Genomic DNA, 18,221 nt, shown 5'->3' with positions numbered 1-18,221 from the left:
ATGGCATTTGAAAACCTTTCCAATAAGCTGCAGGATGTGTTCAAGCAGCTGCGGGGCAAAGGCAAGCTGACAGAAGCAGATGTAAAAACCGCCATGCGGGAAGTAAAGATTGCGCTTCTGGAGGCAGACGTAAACTTTAAAATCGTAAAAAACTTCATCAAGACTGTTACGGAACGGGCTGTAGGCACAGAAGTGCTGGAAGGTCTGAATCCGGGACAGCAGGTGATTAAGATTGTAAATGAAGAGCTGATCGCTCTCATGGGCACCACACAAAGTCAGCTGACTTTTGCAAAGCGTCCTCCCACCGTTTACATGATGGTAGGTCTGCAGGGTGCCGGTAAAACCACCAGCAGCGGGAAGCTGGCGGGACAGCTGAGAAAGCAGGGCAGAAATCCTCTGCTGGTAGCCTGCGACGTATATCGTCCGGCGGCGATCAAACAGCTGCAGGTAGTTGGGAAAAACTACAACATTCCCGTATTTGAAATGGGGGACAAACTCAGTCCCGTGGAAATTTCCAAAAAAGCGTTGGAATACGCAGCGGAAAACCGCAACGATGTTATCCTCATCGATACGGCAGGTCGTCTGCATATCAATGAAGAACTGATGCAGGAACTGCAGGACATCAAGGAAGTGGTAAAACCTCAGGAAATCCTTCTGGTGGTTGATGCCATGACCGGTCAGGATGCGGTAACCGTAGCGGAAAGCTTTGACAGCCAGCTGGGCATTGATGGTATCATCATGACAAAGCTGGACGGCGATGCCAGAGGCGGTGCGGCACTTTCTGTCAGAAGCGTAACCAACAAGCCCATCAAGTATATCGGTATGGGGGAAAAGATGGAGGACTTGGAGCCCTTCTATCCCGACCGAATGGCTTCCAGAATCTTGGGCATGGGCGATGTGCTGACACTGATTGATAAGGTGCAGCAGAACATCGACGAGCAGGAAGCCAAGGAAATGCAGAAAAAAATGCTTTCCAATGAATTCACACTGGAGGATTTCCTTTCTCAGATGCAGCAGATCAAGAAAATGGGTCCGCTGAAAGATCTGATGGGCATGATTCCGGGTATGAATAAATTTAATCTGGACGAAGCCTTAAACGGCGTTGACCCGTCCAAGGAAATGGCGAAAACAGAAGCCATCATCCAGTCCATGACAAGAGAGGAACGGCTGAATCCTTCCATCCTCAATGGACCACGGAAAAAACGTATCGCCAACGGCTCCGGCAGAAGCATCGCCGAAGTCAATCGTCTGCTGAAACAGTTTGAAGAAATGAAGAAAATGATGAAGCAGATGAACAACATGCAAAAAGGCAAAAAGGGCAAGCTTCCTTTTTTCCGATAAACTTTTTATGAACACTTGCAGGAGGTGAAATGAAATGGCAGTAAGAATCAGACTGAAAAGACTGGGTGCAAAGAAAGCTCCTTTCTATAGAATCGTTGTAGCAGATTCCAGAACATCCAGAAACGGTAAATCCATCGACGAAATCGGTTACTACGATCCTACAAAGGAACCCGTTGTTCTGAAAGTTGACGCAGAAGCAGCTAACAAATGGCTGGCAACAGGCGCACAGCCTTCCGAAACAGCTAAAGCTCTGCTGAAAAAAGCTGGCGTTATCGGCGAATAATTCGTAACGGGAGGCCAATGCAATGAAAGAATTACTGGAAGTAATCGCAAAAAATCTGGTGGAACATCCCGAACAGGTGCAGGTTTCCGAAAAAGAAGGCGAACGCGCTTGGATTTTGGAACTGAAAGTTGCCCCTGAAGATATGGGTAAGGTCATCGGCAAGCAGGGCAGAATTGCAAAAGCAATCCGTACTGTGGTAAAAGCGGCGGCCATCCACGAGGATAAAAAGATTATCGTAGAAATCGTACAGTAAGGGAAACCGCTGTATACGGCAGGGTGCAGGCGCATCCTGCTGATTTTGTTTATACGGAAAAAATGAGGTGCAAAAACCATGGAACAATATTTTGAAATCGGAAAAATCACAGGAACCCACGGCATCCGGGGAACCATGCGCGTATTTCCCACTACGGAAGACCCTTCCCGCTTTGAACGCCTGAAAGAAATTATTGTGGAAATCCGCGGCAAACGGGAAACTTTCCACATCCAGAAAGTGGCATTCCATAAACAGTTTGTACTGCTGACTGTAAAAGAAATCACAGATATCAACGTGGCAGAACTGTATAAAAATGGTCGTATTCTTATTCCCGATGCCATGGCAATCCCTTTGGGTGAGGATGAATACTACAACCGTGACCTCTATGGTCTGAAAGTGGTAACAGAAGAAGGGGAAGAACTGGGCGAGATTACAGAAATTTTCCCTACCGGCTCCAATGATGTTTATGTGGTGAAAAAAGACGGCAAAGGCAAAGAACTTCTCTTGCCTGCCATCAAAGACTGCATTAAAAACGTGGATTTGGAAAACGGCGTTATGACTGTAAAACTGCTGGAAGGACTGAGATAAATGAAACAGTTTTTTGTACTGACGCTGTTTCCTGAAATGATTCAGCAGACCCTTTCCCATAGCATCATGGGGCGTGCCCAGAAAGAAGGGCATATCTCTGTGGAAGCCATCAACATTCGGGATTATACACTAAATAAACAGAAACATGTGGATGATTATCCCTATGGCGGCGGCGCTGGTATGGTTATGCAGGCACAGCCCATTTATGACGCTTACCAGAGCATTGCCGAAAAGGCGAAGGGTGCAAGGGTGGTATATATGACACCCCAAGGCAGACCTTTTACCCAGCGCATTGCGGAAGAATTGTCCCAGGAAGAAAATCTGGTGTTCCTCTGCGGGCATTATGAAGGCATTGACGAAAGAATCATTGAGGAAATTGTCACAGATGAAATTTCTCTGGGAGATTTCGTTCTCACAGGGGGAGAATTGGCGGCAATCACCATCATTGATGCCGTATCCCGTCTGGTGCCCGGTGTGTTGGGTAAAGAGGATTCTTTTGCCGATGAAAGCTTTTCTGATGGGCTGCTGGAATATCCTCAGTATACCCGTCCTCCCGTATTCCACGGGAAAGAAGTGCCGGAAATTCTTTTGAGCGGACATCATGCCAACATTGCCAAATGGCGCAGAGAACAGTCCCTTATCCGCACCGTGAAAAAACGTCCGGATTTGTTGGAAACGGCAGAACTGACCGCAAAGGAACGACAGTTTGTGGAAAGACTGCGGGAAGAATTGCAGGAAACAGAATAAAATCTTGGAAGAAAGCTGATATCTTTTATATTGCAAAGATTTCAGCTTTTTTTGTTGTGGAAAAGCGTTAGACAAGATGCGAAAAGATTGCTTTGTATATGCTTTTCAGGTATGATGAAATTAAGAGGAAAAAGAAAGAAAAAATGATTTTGTAGAAGGGGGATGCTTATGAATTGGTGGAATATCTCTGTATTTTGTATCATTCCCATTGCATCTGTGGTATTCTTTTTCTTTTGGAAAAGAAAATATCTTTGGATGGCACCTTTGATTTCTACAGCCATTTCTGTTGTAATCAGCCTTTTGGCAATGCCGTCCATTCTTAGCGATGCAGAGCATCGTAATATGTTTTTTGGCATTAGTATCATGCTCCATATTCTGATAGTAGTTGTATTGACGGTCATTGCTTATGCCGCGGCGCGTTTTTTAGCTAAAAAATAAAAATGATGAATTTCCTTGAAATGAAAAAGTATCTATCCAGAGCAACTTCCACTTAAAAAACATTGTTTTCTGTTTTATTGATTTTTAAGTGGAATTGCGGCGGCTATCTTCAGAAGAAAACATACCTGATAAAGTTTCAGCAAAAATAAGAAAGCTAAAATCCTTTGTATGAATAAGGATTTTAGCTTTTTCTATTTTCTTATGAAGAAGCCCTAATTTTGGATAGATGCTTTTGTGTTTTTATCTCTTTTTTCCTTTTTCTTTCTTGGCAATTTCAATGTGTACCCGTTTGTTTTTGATTTTGCAGTTTTTCATGCCGTAAAGGACGTCTTTCACATATTCCTTAGGTACATCCACAAAGGTGTAGTCATCGAACAGGTCGATGGCACCCAGTGCTTTGCCGGGAACGCCTGCTTCGTTGGCAATGGCACCAACAATATCTTTGGCACGGATTTTGTTTTTCTTACCAGCGCTGATGAACAGACGTACCATTTTTTCGCCTTCACCGCCGTACATTTCTGTACCGTTGAAGTTGATGTCGTCCATGATGTCTATATCGTCGGTGCGTACATCTGCCAGATTGTGTTTCAGCAGGGCAGCGGCAATGTCCATAGCTGCATAGTCGTCTTCCATAAGGCGTTCAACCAGATTGATATATTTCACCAGATGACCTTCCTGAATGGTTTCTTTGATTTTTTCCAGGAAGATGTTTGTTTTCATTTCTTCTACATCGCTGAGGGTAGGCAGTTTCTGCTGGATGATCTTCGTTTTGGTGTAGCGCATGATATCACGCAGCTTGTAGATTTCTTTGCCTACGCAGAATGTGAAGGCTTTGCCGCTTCTGCCAGCACGACCAGTTCTGCCGATACGGTGTACATAGTATTCTTCATCCTGGGGAACGTCGTAGTTGAATACGATATCGATGTCGTCTACGTCGATACCTCTTGCCGCTACGTCTGTAGCAACGAGAATTTCGATGGTGCCGTTACGGAATTTCTGCATCACTTTGTCACGCTGTGCCTGTTTCAGGTCACCATGAAGACCTTCCGCAAAGTAGCCGCGACCCTGGAGCAGTTCCACCAGATCGTCAACACGTTTTTTGGTGTTACAGAATACCATAGCCAGATTAGGCATGTAAACGTCGATGATACGAGTCAGGGCTTCCAGTTTTGTTTTTTCTTTTACGTCGAAGTAATACTGTTCGATGTTGGGAACAGTCAGTTCTTTGCGAACGATTTTTACATATTCAGGGTCTCTCTGGAAACGTCTGGTAATGTCCAGAATTTCAGGAGAAAGGGTAGCGGAGAACAGCAGTGTCTGATGGTCTTCGGGGATTTTCACCAGAATGGTTTCGATGTCCTCCCGGAAGCCCATGTCCAGCATTTCGTCTGCTTCGTCCAGAATCATCATCTGTACGGTTTCCATTTTCAGTGTACGGCGGCGCATGTGGTCCATAACACGGCCGGGTGTACCAATGACAACCTGCGCACCTTTTTTCAGTGCTAAAATCTGACGGTCAATAGGCTGACCACCGTAAATGGGCACAACGCGGATGTTGTCTTTGTATTTCAGCAGTTTCCGGAATTCTTCGCTGACCTGAATCGCCAGTTCTCTGGTAGGGCAGAGAATCAATGCCTGCAAACGGCGGTCATCGGGATCGATACGTTCCAGACAGGGAATGCCGAATGCGGCCGTTTTGCCTGTACCTGTCTGAGACTGACCGATGATGTCTTTGCCTGCTTTTACCAGAGGAATTGCCTGGGACTGGATGGGAGTTGCTTCTTCAAAACCCATATCCAGTACAGCCTGGTAAATTTCTTTGGATAACTGCATGTCTTCAAATCTTAAATGTTCCATGTGATTTTCCTTTCTTTTTTTCTTTGCAAAGCCGAAGAAAACCCACAGAACCCGTTGAAAGATGTTTTCTTTCGACTCAAAACTTATATTTCAGCGCTTTGGCAATGATAAAACTTCCCGATTAAAGCGCAGGGCGGAAAAAAACCGCAGACAATAACTATACCAGTTTTGCATACAAAAAGCAAGGCGAAATCCAGGGGGCTGGAGCAAATTGTGATAAAGTCATAAAAATATAAAAGAATCGTGTATTTTTTTGCATGGTAATCAAAATTTCTAACCGCGTTCCCCCTTGACTTTCTGTTACAGTATGTTATAATGTGGTCATTGTAAATAGTCGAAAGGCTATGAAGGTGAAAAGTACGCAGATGCGCCGCCGCAGAGAGAAAACGTCATCGGCTGAAAGCGTTTTTGGTCTGGAGAGTTTGCGGAAGTTCCCACCGGAGCCGATTTCCTGAAGTGCCTGTGGCAAGCGTAGGGAAATCCGTTTCATGCACGTTACGCATCAGAGTGCCTGTGTTAGCAGGAATTTGGGTGGTACCACGGAAGTCTTCGTCCCTATTGGGATTGAAGGCTATTTTTTTTGCAGTGAAACGTCAATCAATATCAGATAGAAAAAAGGAGAGAAAAGGACAATGAAGGAAAAATTAAAAGCCATTCAGGAAAAAGCCATGGCTGCTTTCCAGGAAGCAAAAGAAATGAAAGACATTGATGATCTGAAAGTAAAATACCTTGGCAAAAAAGGTGAACTGACAGCCATTTTGAAAGAAATGGGCAAACTCAGTGCAGAAGAACGTCCCATCATCGGTCAGATGGCAAACGATGTTCGTCAGAATCTGGAAAAAATGCTGGATGAAGCAAAAGTACGTCTGGCAGCTGCAGAAATGGCACATCGTCTGGAAAAAGAAAAAATCGACGTTACGATGCCCGGCAGAGCAAGAGCAGAAGGTCATAAACATCCTATGAGCATCGTTACAGATGAAATTTGCAGTATCTTCATGGGCATGGGCTACGAAGTAGCAGAAGGTCCTGAAGTAGAAAAAGACTACTACAACTTCGAAGCACTGAACATTCCTAAGAACCATCCCGCAAGAGATGAACAGGATACTTTCTACATCGGCGGCGACATCCTGCTGCGTACCCAGACATCTCCTATGCAGGTTCGTACTATGGAAAAAGGCAAACTGCCTATCCGTATGGTATGCCCCGGTGCTGTTTACCGTTCTGACGAAGTAGACGCAACCCATTCTCCTGTATTCCATCAGCTGGAAGGTCTGGTTGTAGATAAGAATATCACCATGGGTGACCTGAAAGGCGCGCTGGTTGTATTTGCGAAAGAATTGTTCGGGGAAGATACAAAAGTTCGTTTCCGTCCTCACCATTTCCCTTTCACAGAACCCAGTGCAGAAATGGACGTTACCTGCTTCGCATGTGGCGGTGAAGGCTGCCGTGTATGTAAAGGCGAAGGCTATATCGAACTGTTGGGCTGCGGTATGGTACATCCCAAAGTTCTGAAAATGAGCGGCATCGATCCCGACGAATACAGCGGTTTCGCATTTGGTATGGGTCTGGAACGTGTTGCAATGCAGCGTTACGGCATCACAGACCTGCGTCTGCTGTTCGAAAACGATATGAAATTCCTGAAACAGTTCTAATAGATTTTTGAGTATTTGCATTTGAAAGGAGAATCAGTAACATGGATGTACCTATGTCATGGTTAAAAGAATATGCAGCGGTGACTGCACCGTTGAAAGATTTTATGGAAGATATGACAATGAGCGGTTCTAAAGTAGAAGGTGCTACTTCTATGGCAGGAGAACTGAAAAACATTGTCACAGGTCATATCAAAGCCATTGAAAAACACCCCCACGCAGACAAATTGGTGGTTTGCACCATCGATGTGGGCACTGGCAAAGATCTGACAATCGTTACCGGCGCACCAAATGTAAGAGTTGGGGACTATGTTCCCGTTGCACTGGATAATTCCGTTATCGCAGGCGGCAAAGAAATTCATACAGGCGACCTGAGAGGCATTGCTTCCGAAGGTATGCTTTGCTCCATTGAAGAACTGGGCTTCGACAGACACGATTTCCCCGAAGCGCCTGAATACGGCATTTATATTTTCCCTGAACCTGTAGAACTGGGCAAAGATGTTGCAGATGTTCTGGATCTGAAAGATGATGTAGTAGAATACGAAATCACTTCCAACCGTCCTGACTGCTTCAGCATTCTGGGTATTGCCAGAGAAGCGGCTGCAACATACAAAATCCCTTATTGCCCTCCTGAAATTACAGTAAAAGAAGAAGGCGAAGGCAAAACAGCAGATCTGATTTCCGTAGAAATCAAAAATCCTACACTGTGCCCTCGTTATGTGGCAAGAGCGATCAAAAATGTAAAAATCGCTCCTTCTCCTCGTTGGATGCGTAAAAGACTGCGTGCCGCAGGGGTTCGTCCTATCAACAACATCGTAGATATCACCAACTACGTTATGTTGGAAATGGGTCAGCCTATGCACGCTTTCGACGTTGACACCATCAAAGACAGACATATTATCGTAAGAAACGCAAACGAAGGCGAAAAAATCACAACACTGGACGGCGTAGAACGTCAGCTGGATCCTTCCATGCTGGTAATCTCCGACCCTGAAAAAGCAGTTGCAATCGCAGGTGTAATGGGTGGTGAAAACTCCAAGATCAGTGAAAACGCAGAAGCTGTTCTGTTCGAATCCGCTGTTTTCGATGGTCCTAACATTCGTATCACAGCAAAGAAAGTTGGTCTGCGTACAGACGCTTCCAGCAAATTCGAAAAAGGTCTGGATCCCAACCTGGCTATGGATGCTGTTAACAGAGCTGCACAGCTGGTTGAAATGCTGGGCTGCGGCGAAGTTGTTCCCGGCGTTGTAGACTGCTATCCCAATAAGAGAGAAACATGGGAACTGTCTTACTCTCCTGAATGGATCAACAAATTCCTGGGCACAGACATTTCCGAAGAAGAAATGCAGCAGATTTTCGAACGTATCGAACTGAAAGTAGACCCTGTAAACCATAAAGTAACTGTTCCTACATTCCGCCCTGACCTGGAAGCACAGGCTGACCTGGCAGAAGAAGTAGCACGTTTCTATGGCTATGACAAGATCGAACCCACACTGGCTTCTGGTACACCTACCGTAGGTAAAAAGACTTATGCACAGAACATCACAACACTGGTAAAAGAAACTATGGTTGCAGAAGGTCTGTGTGAAGGTATGACATACAGCTTCGAAAGCCCTAAGGTATTCGATAAACTGCTGATTCCCGCAGACAGCAAACTGCGTCAGACAGTTACCATCTCCAACCCTCTGGGTGAAGACTTCAGCGTAATGCGTACTGTTTCCATCAACGGTATCCTGAACTCTCTGTCTACAAACTACAACAGAAGAAATGAAAGCGCTGGTATCTTCGAAGTAGCAAGAGTATATCTACCCAAAGCTGTTCCTGTAACAGAACTGCCTGACGAAATCCCTACACTGACAGTTGGTATGTACGGTAAAATGGATTTCTATGACATCAAAGGTGTTGTAGAACATCTGATGGTCGTACTGGGTATCGGCGACAGAGCAGAATATACTGTAGAAACAGAACTGCCTTGGATGCATCCCGGCAGAACTGCTTCTGTAGTGATTGATGGTGTAAATGTTGGTTATGTTGGTGAACTGCATCCCACTGTTGCAAAGAACTACAACATTGGCACAAAAGTATATCTGGCAGTGCTGAATATGGAAGAACTGATCAAAGCTTCCAACATGGTAAATGTTTATAAACCTCTGCCCAAATATCCTGCAATCACCAGAGATATTGCAATGCTGGTGAAAGAAGACGTAACAGTAAAACAGATTGCAGATGAAATCCGCAAAAACGGCGGCGAATATCTGGAAGAAGTCAAACTGTTTGACGTATATCAGGGTGAACAGATTGAAAAAGGTTACAAATCTGTAGCTTACTCCATTTCTTTCCGTAGCGCAGAACGTACATTGGCTGACGCTGACGTTGCTGACAGCATGCAGGCAATTCTGGATGGTCTGGCAAAAGAACTGGGCGCACAGCTGAGAGATAAATAAGAAAAAAACTAGAATAGGCGGCTTGAGAAAGCCGCCTATTTTTTTTGCAAAAAAGAAAACTCCGAAGTTCCTTTGCTGGAATGTTCGGAGTTTTTGTTTTGATTTTAAATAAAATTACAGCTTTTCATACTGCTTGATATAACAAATCCCTACAGCTGTTGGACCACAATGGGTACCGATGGTGATACCAACGGGCCATGGGGTGTCCATAACATAAAATCCTTCTGCTTTCAGCTGTGCAATCAGGTCTTCCGCCACAGCCTGACGTTCTTTTTCGGCACGAATGACGCAAAGGGTATATTTATCCTTCTGGTCACCGATTTCTTTTACGGTCATATCAAAGATGGTTTTCAAAGCTTTTTTGTGCCCGCGAACTTTGCTTTCTGGGAACAGTTCGCCTTCTTTCATAACGATGATGGGCTTGATGTTCAAAATGGCACCGGCAAAAGCCGCAGCTTTGCCTACACGTCCGCCATGCTGCAGGAAGTCCAGAGAATCAACGGTGAAGTTGATTTTTGTGGTCTGTTTCTGAATTTCCAGTGTTTCCAGCAGATTATCCAGATCATATCCAGCGTCACGCATGCGGCAGGCTTCATATACCAGCATACCCTGTGTACCGGTAACGCTGATAGTGTCTACCACTTCAATGCGGCTGTCAGGATAGGTTTCCAGCAGAATCTGCTTTGCGTTGTTGGCACTCTGGAAAGAACCGCTGAATTTCGCGGTCAGACACATGCAGACAATGTCTTTGCCTTCTTTCAGATAAGGTTCAAATACATCAATATAATCCTGAATGGGAGGCAGGGAGGTTTTGGGGAAAACCTTTGCTTCCTTTACTTTGTCATAGAATTCTTCCGGTGTCAGATCCAGTAGTTCTTTATGATAGTTGATGGTGTCAAAAGTTGCGTAGTAAGGCACAATGCCAATGTTTAATTTGGGCAGCAAGTCTGCGGGAATATCGCAGGAACTGTCTGATATAATCTGATATGGTCTCATAATAATCCTCCATACTTGTTTTCTTAGTGTTTCTCCATTGTAAGGCAAAGGCGCCTTGTTTGTCAACGAAAAGGGCGCAAGTACTGAAAAAAGGGGAAAACCGTGGATTTTGTTTGATTTTTCGTATACAGAATGCTATACTGAAATAATGTGGCAGAAAGGAGGAAGAACATGGGAAAAACACTGGTCATTGCCGAAAAACCTTCTGTGGCAAGGGATATTGCCAAAACCCTTGGGGTGTCTGGAAAAAATGAAGGATATCTTACTGGGGAAAACTATGTGGTTTCCTGGGCAATTGGGCATCTGGTAACCTTAGCGGAGCCGGAAGCTTACGACGTGAAGTATAAAAAATGGAATTTTGAAACACTTCCCATTCTTCCTGATTCTATGAAACTAGAAGCCATCAAAAAAACACGCAGTCAATTGAAGGTGCTGCATAAACTCATGCACAGCCGGGAAATTGACGAAATTATCTGCGCCACGGATAGTGGGCGGGAAGGAGAGTTGATATTTCGGTATATATATGAAATCACCCAATGCCGGAAACCTTTTCGGAGACTATGGATTTCCAGTATGACGGAGACCGCCATCCGGGAGGGATTTGCTCATTTGCAGGACGGCAGTCATTATGATCTGCTGTATCATTCTGCCAGATGCCGCGCAGAAGCGGACTGGCTGGTGGGAATGAATGCTTCCCGCGCTTACACCATTCGGTATGGAGCATTGCTCAGTATCGGAAGGGTGCAGACGCCAACACTGGCGCTGATTGTAGAAAAACAAAAAGAAATTGATGCCTTTGTGCCGCAGGATTATTTTGAGGTGCAGGCGGATTTTGAACAGTATACCGGTTTTTGGATCGACGAAAAAGAAAATACCCGTCTGGATCTGCGGGAAAAAGCAGAACAGATTGCGGCAAGAGTGAAGGGACAACGCGGAATTGCTTCTCAAATCGTCAAAGAGGAAAAACGCCAATTGCCGCCGCTGCTGTATGACTTGACAGAGCTGCAGCGGGAATGCAACCGGAAATTCGGATTTTCCGCAAAAAAGACACTGGATATTGCCCAGTCCTTATATGAAAAGCGAAAAATGATCACCTATCCTCGTACGGACAGCCGTTATCTCAGTGATGATATGGTGGGGAAAATCAAACAGACCTTAGGTCGTTTGAAAGATGTGCCGGTGTTTTCTTCCTATGCGGCGGAAGTTCTGGCAAAGGAAAAATTGCCATTGTCAAAACGTATCATTGACAACAGCAAAGTCACAGACCATCATGCGATCATCCCTACGGATACCCGTCTGCGGACAGATCATCTGACACCGGAAGAAAACAAGGTGTTTTCCCTGGTGGCTGCCAGATTTCTGGCGGTTTTCTATCCAGCTTATGTGTATGAAGCCACAAAGGTTTATACCAAAGTGGGGCTGGATACCTTTTTATCGAAAGGTAAGACCGTTTTGCAGGAAGGATGGCAAGCTGTGGAAAAAGCATTGCTGCCGGAAACCCGCAAAAACAAGACAGAAAAAGAAGAAGAACAGCAGCTGCCGCCATTGACGGAACAGCAGCCTGTTGTTGCAAAGCGCACCAAGGTGCTGGATAAGAAAACCAAAGCGCCACCACCCTATACAGAAAGTACGTTGTTGTCCGCCATGGAAAACGCTGGACGTTTTGTGGAGGATGAAGAACTGAAAGAACAGATGAAGGACAGTGGTTTGGGTACTCCTGCCACAAGAGCTGCCATCATTGAACGGCTCCTTTCTGTGGGATATATCATGCGAAAAGGAAAGACGCTGGTTCCCACGGAAAAAGGACAGAAACTCATTGCCGTTGTACCGGAAGAACTGCGTTCTCCCCAGACTACAGGAAAATGGGAAAAAGGGCTTTCTTCCATTGCAAAAGGAAAAATGACAGAAGAACGCTTTCTGGAAAGCATTCGGCGGTATGTGCGGTTTTTGGTAGACGACGCGGCGCAGCATAAAAAGGATGTTGTTTTTGAAGCGGAACGTCCCAGAGGAAAAAGAAGCCGTGTACAGGGACTTGGAAAATGTCCTCTTTGCGGGAAAGGTAAGATTTTGGAAAACAGCCGCTCTTATTACTGCACGGAATGGAAAAACGGCTGTAAGTTTTCTTTATGGAAAGACAGTACGGAGCCTTATGGCATCTTACTGGATGCACCCAAAGTGAAACGGTTGCTGAAGGGCGAAAAATTGGAGAAGATTCCCGTTGTACTGCCTCAGACAGGAGAAAGAGGCACAGCAGATTTGATATTATCTCCCGACCATAGCGGACGGGTGGAATTGATAAATGTAACGAGAAGTATAAAGGAGTAAATAAAAATGGAACAGATTTATGGTATGCTGGGGATTTCCCCGGAAGTAGAAGCCTTTGGTGAAAAGGTTTTGAAAGATTTGAAAGAACGCTTTGAAGCCATTGACGTCGTAGCAGAATATAATCAGGCAAAGGTACTGGCAGCCATGCAGAAACATCGTGTTAGTGCAGAATGCTTTGCTGGTTCCACTGGTTATGGCTATAACGATCAGGGCCGTGAAGTGCTGGAAGAAGTGTATGCTGCCGCATTCCATACAGAAGCAGCATTGGTTCGTCCTCAGATTACATGCGGTACCCATGCTCTGGCAATTGCCCTTTCTGCAAACCTGTTGCCCGGAGATGAACTGCTTTCTCCTGTAGGCAGACCTTATGACACATTGGAAGAAGTTATTGGCCTGCGGGAATCTCCTTGTTCTCTGGCAGAATTTGGCGTTTCCTACAGAGAAGTAGATCTGCTGGAAGATGGCTCTTTTGACTACGAAAATATCCGCAAAGCTATCAACGAAAAAACAAAACTGGTGACCATCCAGCGTTCCAAAGGCTATAAAATGCGTCCTACACTTTCTGTGGAACGAATCGGCGAACTGATCGCTTTTGTAAAAAGCGTAAAACCTGATGTAATCTGTATGGTAGACAACTGCTACGGCGAATTTGTTGAAACAAGAGAACCTTCCGATGTAGGCGCAGATATGGTTGTTGGCTCTTTGATTAAAAATGCCGGCGGCGGTCTGGCTCCCATTGGCGGATATATTTGCGGTAAAAAAGCATGTATCGACCGTTGTGCTTATCGTCTGACTGCTCCTGGTCTGGGTCAGGAAGTAGGCGCAAGCTTGGATGTTATGCGTTCCTTCTATCAGGGATTTTTCTTGGCGCCTACCGTTGCGGCTGGTGCCCTGAAAGGTGCTATCTTTGCAGCAAATATCTATGAAAAACTGGGCTTTAAAGTAATCCCTAATAGCACAGAAAGCCGTCACGACATCATCCAGGCAGTGGAACTGGGTACACCGGAAAGACTCATTGCTTTCTGTGAAGGCATTCAGGCAGCTGCACCTGTAGACAGCTATGTACGCCCTGAACCTTACGCAATGCCTGGTTATAACTGCGATGTTATCATGGCAGCAGGTGCTTTCGTACAGGGTTCTTCCATTGAATTAAGTGCCGATGGCCCTCTGCGCGCGCCTTACTCCGTATATTTCCAGGGCGGTTTGACTTGGTATCATGCAAAAGTGGGGATTTTGAAATCTCTCCAGCGGATGTATGAACAGGGTTTGGTGGAACTGAAAGAAGTGTAAAAAAGAAACAGCATCGGATTTAGAGGCATCTTCATAAGAAAACAAAGAAATCCAAAATCCTTATCATGACAAAGGATTTTGGATTTCTTATTTTATTAAGATTTTATTTGTTATGTTTTCTTAAGGAGAAGTTACTTTTCCGATGCTGTTTTTGTCTATTTTACAGAATATCAATATATTCCCCATTCAGTGCTTTATTCATGCTTCTGACAGCACAGAATTTCCCGCACATAGAACAGGAATCTTCGTGTTCCGGTGCACGGTCATTGCGGATTTGTTTCGCTGTTTCTGGATCAATGGAGCATTCCCACTGTTTTTCCCAGTCGAAAGTTCTTCTTGCGTCACCCATGGCATCATCCAAATCTCTTGCATGGGGAACCTTTTTCGCAATATCTGCGGCATGGGCAGCGATGCGGGAAGCGATGATGCCCTGTTTTACGTCGTCTACGTTTGGCAGTGCAAGATGTTCCGCGGGGGTTACATAGCACAGGAATGCTGCGCCGGAAGCGGCTGCGATGGCACCGCCGATGGCAGCAGTAATATGGTCATAACCGGGCGCGATGTCTGTGACGATGGGACCAAGTACATAGAAAGGTGCACCCATGCAGATGGTCTGCTGGATTTTCATATTGGCAGCAATCTGGTCCATAGGCATATGTCCGGGACCTTCTACCATAACCTGAACATCTTTTTCCCAAGCCCGTTTGGTCAATTCACCCAGACGTACCAGTTCTTCAATCTGACATACATCACTGCCATCTGCCAGACAGCCGGGGCGGCAGGCATCGCCAAGGGAAATGGTAACATCATATTCCCGACAGATTTCCAAAATTTCATCGAAGTATTCATAGAAGGGGTTTTCTTCGCCAGTCATGCTCATCCAAGCAAAAACAAGAGAACCGCCACGGGAAACGATATTCATTTTTCTTTTATGCTTTTTGATTTGCTCAATGGTTTTCCGGGTAATGCCGCAGTGCAGTGTAACAAAGTCTACGCCGTCTTCTGCGTGGAGGCGGATTACATCAATAAAATCTTTTGCGGTCAGGGTAGCCAGATCTCTCTGATAATGGATGACACTGTCATACACAGGAACGGTACCAATCATGGCAGGACATTCGCTGGTGAGCTTTCTGCGGAAGGGCTGTGTGTTGCCATGGGAAGATAAATCCATAATGGCTTCTGCGCCCATGTTGACAGCAGCCATAACTTTCTGCATTTCAATGTCGTAGTCTTTACAATCTCTGGATACGCCCAGATTTACATTGATTTTTGTCCGCAGCATGGAGCCAACGCCGTTGGGGTCGATGCATGTATGGAGTTTATTGGCACAGATAACAACCTGACCTTTTGCAACCAGCTCTCTGATTTCTTCTTCGGTGCGGTATTCCTTTGCGGCAACAGCCTTCATTTCTGGTGTGATGATGCCTTTTCTTGCAGCTTCCATTTGTGTTGTGTAGTTTCTCATAATATGTTCCTTCCTTTCAGCAGATGATTGATTTTGTGATACTTGTTTTGTTTAAAAAACATATCTTGGTGGATGACCGTAAAAATCATAAGTTTCTGCTGGTTTGGAATGGTGGCTGTGCCGGCGGCATACAGCGGAAAGTTTGCCCATAAAGAGCAAATTCCGTGACAAATATGTATGGATTCCGGCGCCTCCATTGCAAATGATTTTTGCAGTGGTCAATGCTGTGTTCATGTTTCATTTCTCCTTTCGTTACAGCGTTGTTTTCTATAGCGGTATAAGGTGGTGCCCCCAATATACCGCTTGAAGGTTTCAGGCAAAGACCTGAAACGAACTTCCATGATGAATTTAAATTTTTTACAAATAAAAAAGGGAAATACCTCATTCGGTATCTCCCATAAGTATCTTTCCTTTCCTACGTTGGCATTATCCAAATCAGGTTCAAGGGTCGAAGGCAACACCTTCCTCTCAGCCTGTTTTCAAGCTCCCCTGCATACATATTCAGTTCCAATCAAAGTATAGGATGATTTATTTTTTCTGTCAATGTTACTGTTCTCCAAATATTTTTTCCAAAAAATGTATATTTTTCTGGAAGGAGTTTCTTTTTCCATGGAAAAGACAGCAGTTTTTCTATGTGGTTTCTGGTGAAAAAATACCAATATTTGAAAAAATTATGGTATAATACCTTTTGTATGGATAAAAATACATTGGCTTTGAAGTAGTATATGACTTTTAAATGAGAAAAGTATTAAGATTCTTGACTCTATATCTATTGTAGAGTTTATAATAGGATTACCTATATCAAAAGGAGGGTGGCGTTATGGATAGGGCAGGGCTGTTTTCCATTGGAACCATAGGGAAGATGTTTCATCTCAGCGTCAGCAGTCTGCGCCACTACGAAGCCATTGGACTTTTGACGCCGGAATATATTGACCCGGAAAGTGGGTATCGCTATTACAGCACCAGACAGTTCGAAGTGCTCAATACCATTCGTTATCTGCGGGCTTTGGATATGCCTTTGCAGGAAATCTCGGATTTTATGGAAAATCGGGATGTGGAACGTATGGAAGAAAAATTGCTGCTGCAAAAGCAAGCAGTCATAGAAAAACAGAAGCGATTGAAATGTATTGAGCAAAAAATTGATAATCGTCTGCGCCAGATTGCAGATGCAAAAGAGTCTGTATTTGATGTTGTGAAACTGGTGCAGAAAAAAGCCTGTCGTATTGTGTGGGTGAAGGATTCTTTGAAGATTCAGGAAGTATTGGATATTGAAGAACCCTTGAAAAAACTGGAACAGCAACAGGCAGAAGCGTTGATTTTTCTGGGAAAAGTAGGCGTGGGCATTTCCAAAGAGCATCTCATTGACAGAAATTTTGGGCAGTATGACGGGGTGTTTCTTATGCTGGATGAAGAAGATACATTCAGTGGGGATACAGATGTGCTGCCGGAAATGTTATGCGTTTCCATTCGCTTTCACGGCGGTCATATGGAAGCGGCGGAACAGTATGGGAAACTTATGGATTACGTGGAAGAACACAAACTGACAGTCAATGGATTTTCCAGAGAAATTACCATGATTGATTATGGTCTTACCAATGATACGGAAAAATTTGTGACGGAAATTAGCATTCCTGTCACATGAAGATACAAAGGAGGAATGAAATATGCATTTTAAAGTTGAACAGGAAATTTTTGAAAAACTGCCCAACGCTTGTTTTGGCGTAGTGGTTGCGAAAGGAATTGACAATACAAAAGATTATCCCCAGATTTATGATTGGCTGGAAGAAGGCATCCAAACAGCGGCACAGCGTTTTGAAGGCAAAAAAGTAAAAGAAGAAGGGGCGATTCTGCCTTATCGGGAAGCCTTCCGCGCTCTTGGCATCAACCCTAATAAATACATGTGTTCCATTGAGGCATTGTTTACGCGCATTGCCAAAGGGAAAGGTATGCCGCATATCAATCCTGTGGTGGATTTGGGTAACGCTGTTTCTCTGAAATATACACTGCCCATGGGTGCCCATGACCTGAAAGATGTAACAGAGGGCATCAGTGTGCGGATGTCCCATGCGGGAGATACCTTCCTGCCTTTTGGCGGTACAGAAGAAGAAATTCTGGAGGACGGGGAAGTGGTATACGCCGCAGGCAGCCAGATTCGTACCCGTCGCTGGACATGGCGCCAGAGCCAACACGGGGAAATTGAACCGGAAACATCCTATGTATTTTTCCCCATTGACGGTTTTACAGACTTTAATAAAGCGGAAGTTTTGGCAGCACGGGATGAACTGGAACAGAAATTGAAAGATGTATTTGGCTGTGAAACATTGGTAGGATTTTTGGATGCGGAACATCCAGAAATGGTTTGGGAATAAAGCGTTGGAATTGCATGAAAAAAAGCATCAGGGTATCCTGATGCTTTTTTATTATTACTTTAGTGCTGAAGGCTGCAAAGCAGCCTTTAACAACCGCCCGCTCTGCGGGTGAGATTAAAGCTTAAGCAAAAAGCATCGTCCTTGTTGTAAAATAAGGGTGTTCAAGCCTAAATATT

The 18,221-nt window shown here is 44.7% G+C and carries 16 protein-coding genes, 1 riboswitch and 1 other annotated feature; of the genes, 12 read left to right on the top strand and 4 right to left on the bottom strand.

Annotated elements, in window-relative coordinates; translation table 11 throughout:
- The 6 genes from ffh (at window position 1) to INF29_RS08090 (ending at window position 3,650) form a co-directional block, all read left to right on the top strand.
- A complete protein-coding gene (gene ffh, locus INF29_RS08115) occupies window positions 1–1,341 on the top strand; it encodes a signal recognition particle protein (RefSeq protein ID WP_072853820.1) in 1,341 nt (446 codons plus the stop codon).
- A 34-nt stretch (window positions 1,342–1,375) separates the two neighbouring features.
- Window positions 1,376–1,624 (top strand): 30S ribosomal protein S16, encoded by a 249-nt coding sequence (gene rpsP, locus INF29_RS08110; RefSeq protein ID WP_022253624.1) that lies wholly within the window; start codon window positions 1,376–1,378, stop codon window positions 1,622–1,624.
- A gap of 22 nt (window positions 1,625–1,646) precedes the next feature.
- The gene (locus tag INF29_RS08105) at window positions 1,647–1,877 is read left to right on the top strand and encodes a KH domain-containing protein (protein ID WP_022253623.1); all 231 of its coding nucleotides are present in this window, start codon (window positions 1,647–1,649) and stop codon (window positions 1,875–1,877) included.
- Window positions 1,878–1,955: 78 nt separating this feature from the next.
- Entirely contained in the window at window positions 1,956–2,465 is a 510-nt protein-coding gene (rimM, locus tag INF29_RS08100; RefSeq protein WP_022364459.1) for a ribosome maturation factor RimM, read from the top strand.
- A complete protein-coding gene (gene trmD, locus INF29_RS08095) occupies window positions 2,466–3,212 on the top strand; it encodes a tRNA (guanosine(37)-N1)-methyltransferase TrmD (RefSeq protein ID WP_087990211.1) in 747 nt (248 codons plus the stop codon). It begins immediately after the preceding gene.
- Window positions 3,213–3,380: 168 nt separating this feature from the next.
- Window positions 3,381–3,650: a hypothetical protein gene (locus tag INF29_RS08090; RefSeq protein WP_193485879.1), complete on the top strand. Its 270-nt coding sequence runs from the start codon at window positions 3,381–3,383 to the stop codon at window positions 3,648–3,650.
- A 240-nt stretch (window positions 3,651–3,890) separates the two neighbouring features.
- Here INF29_RS08090 and INF29_RS08085 read toward each other — a convergent pair whose 3' ends face one another.
- On the bottom strand, window positions 3,891–5,507 hold the full coding sequence (locus INF29_RS08085; protein ID WP_193485877.1) for a DEAD/DEAH box helicase: 1,617 nt from the start codon (window positions 5,505–5,507) through the stop codon (window positions 3,891–3,893).
- 335 nt (window positions 5,508–5,842) lie between these two features.
- Window positions 5,843–6,067 (top strand) — a binding site (T-box leader).
- Between the two features lie 72 nt (window positions 6,068–6,139).
- On the opposite strand from INF29_RS08085, the gene INF29_RS08080 reads away from it, so the two are divergent.
- Both INF29_RS08080 and pheT read left to right on the top strand, forming a co-directional pair.
- On the top strand, window positions 6,140–7,159 hold the full coding sequence (locus tag INF29_RS08080) for a phenylalanine--tRNA ligase subunit alpha (RefSeq protein ID WP_072853167.1): 1,020 nt from the start codon (window positions 6,140–6,142) through the stop codon (window positions 7,157–7,159).
- 41 nt (window positions 7,160–7,200) lie between these two features.
- Complete coding sequence (gene pheT, locus INF29_RS08075) at window positions 7,201–9,600, top strand: phenylalanine--tRNA ligase subunit beta (RefSeq protein WP_193485874.1); 2,400 nt, start codon at window positions 7,201–7,203, stop codon at window positions 9,598–9,600.
- A 114-nt stretch (window positions 9,601–9,714) separates the two neighbouring features.
- Here pheT and INF29_RS08070 read toward each other — a convergent pair whose 3' ends face one another.
- A complete protein-coding gene (locus tag INF29_RS08070; protein WP_193485872.1) occupies window positions 9,715–10,596 on the bottom strand; it encodes a DegV family protein in 882 nt (293 codons plus the stop codon).
- A 171-nt stretch (window positions 10,597–10,767) separates the two neighbouring features.
- Here INF29_RS08070 and INF29_RS08065 point away from each other — a divergent pair, with 171 nt between their 5' ends.
- Window positions 10,768–12,921: a DNA topoisomerase III gene (locus tag INF29_RS08065; protein ID WP_193485870.1), complete on the top strand. Its 2,154-nt coding sequence runs from the start codon at window positions 10,768–10,770 to the stop codon at window positions 12,919–12,921.
- 6 nt (window positions 12,922–12,927) lie between these two features.
- Window positions 12,928–14,211, top strand: a complete 1,284-nt coding sequence (locus tag INF29_RS08060; protein WP_072853175.1) for a methionine gamma-lyase family protein — start codon at window positions 12,928–12,930, stop codon at window positions 14,209–14,211.
- A 160-nt stretch (window positions 14,212–14,371) separates the two neighbouring features.
- Here INF29_RS08060 and thiC read toward each other — a convergent pair whose 3' ends face one another.
- Window positions 14,372–15,676 carry a phosphomethylpyrimidine synthase ThiC gene (gene thiC / locus INF29_RS08055; protein WP_072853177.1) on the bottom strand — a complete coding sequence of 435 codons (1,305 nt, stop codon included), beginning with the start codon at window positions 15,674–15,676 and terminating at the stop codon, window positions 14,372–14,374.
- A gap of 51 nt (window positions 15,677–15,727) precedes the next feature.
- A complete protein-coding gene (locus INF29_RS08050) occupies window positions 15,728–15,910 on the bottom strand; it encodes a hypothetical protein (protein ID WP_193485868.1) in 183 nt (60 codons plus the stop codon).
- A gap of 160 nt (window positions 15,911–16,070) precedes the next feature.
- Window positions 16,071–16,177: riboswitch (TPP riboswitch) on the bottom strand.
- A gap of 319 nt (window positions 16,178–16,496) precedes the next feature.
- Between INF29_RS08050 and INF29_RS08045 the strand changes: the two genes are divergently transcribed.
- Window positions 16,497–17,318, top strand: a complete 822-nt coding sequence (locus tag INF29_RS08045) for a MerR family transcriptional regulator (RefSeq protein ID WP_072853181.1) — start codon at window positions 16,497–16,499, stop codon at window positions 17,316–17,318.
- 22 nt (window positions 17,319–17,340) lie between these two features.
- On the top strand, window positions 17,341–18,045 hold the full coding sequence (locus tag INF29_RS08040) for a B3/B4 domain-containing protein (protein ID WP_191344546.1): 705 nt from the start codon (window positions 17,341–17,343) through the stop codon (window positions 18,043–18,045).
- The last annotated feature ends 176 nt before the right edge of the window (window positions 18,046–18,221 follow it).

The sequence above is a fragment of the Anaerotignum lactatifermentans genome, assembly GCF_014982935.1.
In the GTDB taxonomy this organism is placed as follows: domain Bacteria; phylum Bacillota; class Clostridia; order Lachnospirales; family Anaerotignaceae; genus Anaerotignum; species Anaerotignum lactatifermentans.
The sequence above is the reverse complement of the archived record's forward strand: the minus strand, read 5'-3'. Positions and strand labels throughout refer to the sequence as shown.

Excerpts from the sequence above, each read along its gene's own strand:
- ffh (WP_072853820.1), top strand. The coding sequence starts at position 1 with ATGGCATTTGAAAACCTTTCCAATAAGCTGCAGGATGTGTTCAAGCAG.
- rpsP (WP_022253624.1), top strand. The coding sequence starts at position 1,376 with ATGGCAGTAAGAATCAGACTGAAAAGACTGGGTGCAAAGAAAGCTCCT.
- INF29_RS08105 (WP_022253623.1), top strand. The coding sequence starts at position 1,647 with ATGAAAGAATTACTGGAAGTAATCGCAAAAAATCTGGTGGAACATCCC.
- rimM (WP_022364459.1), top strand. The coding sequence starts at position 1,956 with ATGGAACAATATTTTGAAATCGGAAAAATCACAGGAACCCACGGCATC.
- trmD (WP_087990211.1), top strand. The coding sequence starts at position 2,466 with ATGAAACAGTTTTTTGTACTGACGCTGTTTCCTGAAATGATTCAGCAG.
- INF29_RS08090 (WP_193485879.1), top strand. The coding sequence starts at position 3,381 with ATGAATTGGTGGAATATCTCTGTATTTTGTATCATTCCCATTGCATCT.
- INF29_RS08085 (WP_193485877.1), bottom strand. The coding sequence starts at position 5,507 with ATGGAACATTTAAGATTTGAAGACATGCAGTTATCCAAAGAAATTTAC.
- INF29_RS08080 (WP_072853167.1), top strand. The coding sequence starts at position 6,140 with ATGAAGGAAAAATTAAAAGCCATTCAGGAAAAAGCCATGGCTGCTTTC.
- pheT (WP_193485874.1), top strand. The coding sequence starts at position 7,201 with ATGGATGTACCTATGTCATGGTTAAAAGAATATGCAGCGGTGACTGCA.
- INF29_RS08070 (WP_193485872.1), bottom strand. The coding sequence starts at position 10,596 with ATGAGACCATATCAGATTATATCAGACAGTTCCTGCGATATTCCCGCA.
- INF29_RS08065 (WP_193485870.1), top strand. The coding sequence starts at position 10,768 with ATGGGAAAAACACTGGTCATTGCCGAAAAACCTTCTGTGGCAAGGGAT.
- INF29_RS08060 (WP_072853175.1), top strand. The coding sequence starts at position 12,928 with ATGGAACAGATTTATGGTATGCTGGGGATTTCCCCGGAAGTAGAAGCC.
- thiC (WP_072853177.1), bottom strand. The coding sequence starts at position 15,676 with ATGAGAAACTACACAACACAAATGGAAGCTGCAAGAAAAGGCATCATC.
- INF29_RS08050 (WP_193485868.1), bottom strand. The coding sequence starts at position 15,910 with ATGAACACAGCATTGACCACTGCAAAAATCATTTGCAATGGAGGCGCC.
- INF29_RS08045 (WP_072853181.1), top strand. The coding sequence starts at position 16,497 with ATGGATAGGGCAGGGCTGTTTTCCATTGGAACCATAGGGAAGATGTTT.
- INF29_RS08040 (WP_191344546.1), top strand. The coding sequence starts at position 17,341 with ATGCATTTTAAAGTTGAACAGGAAATTTTTGAAAAACTGCCCAACGCT.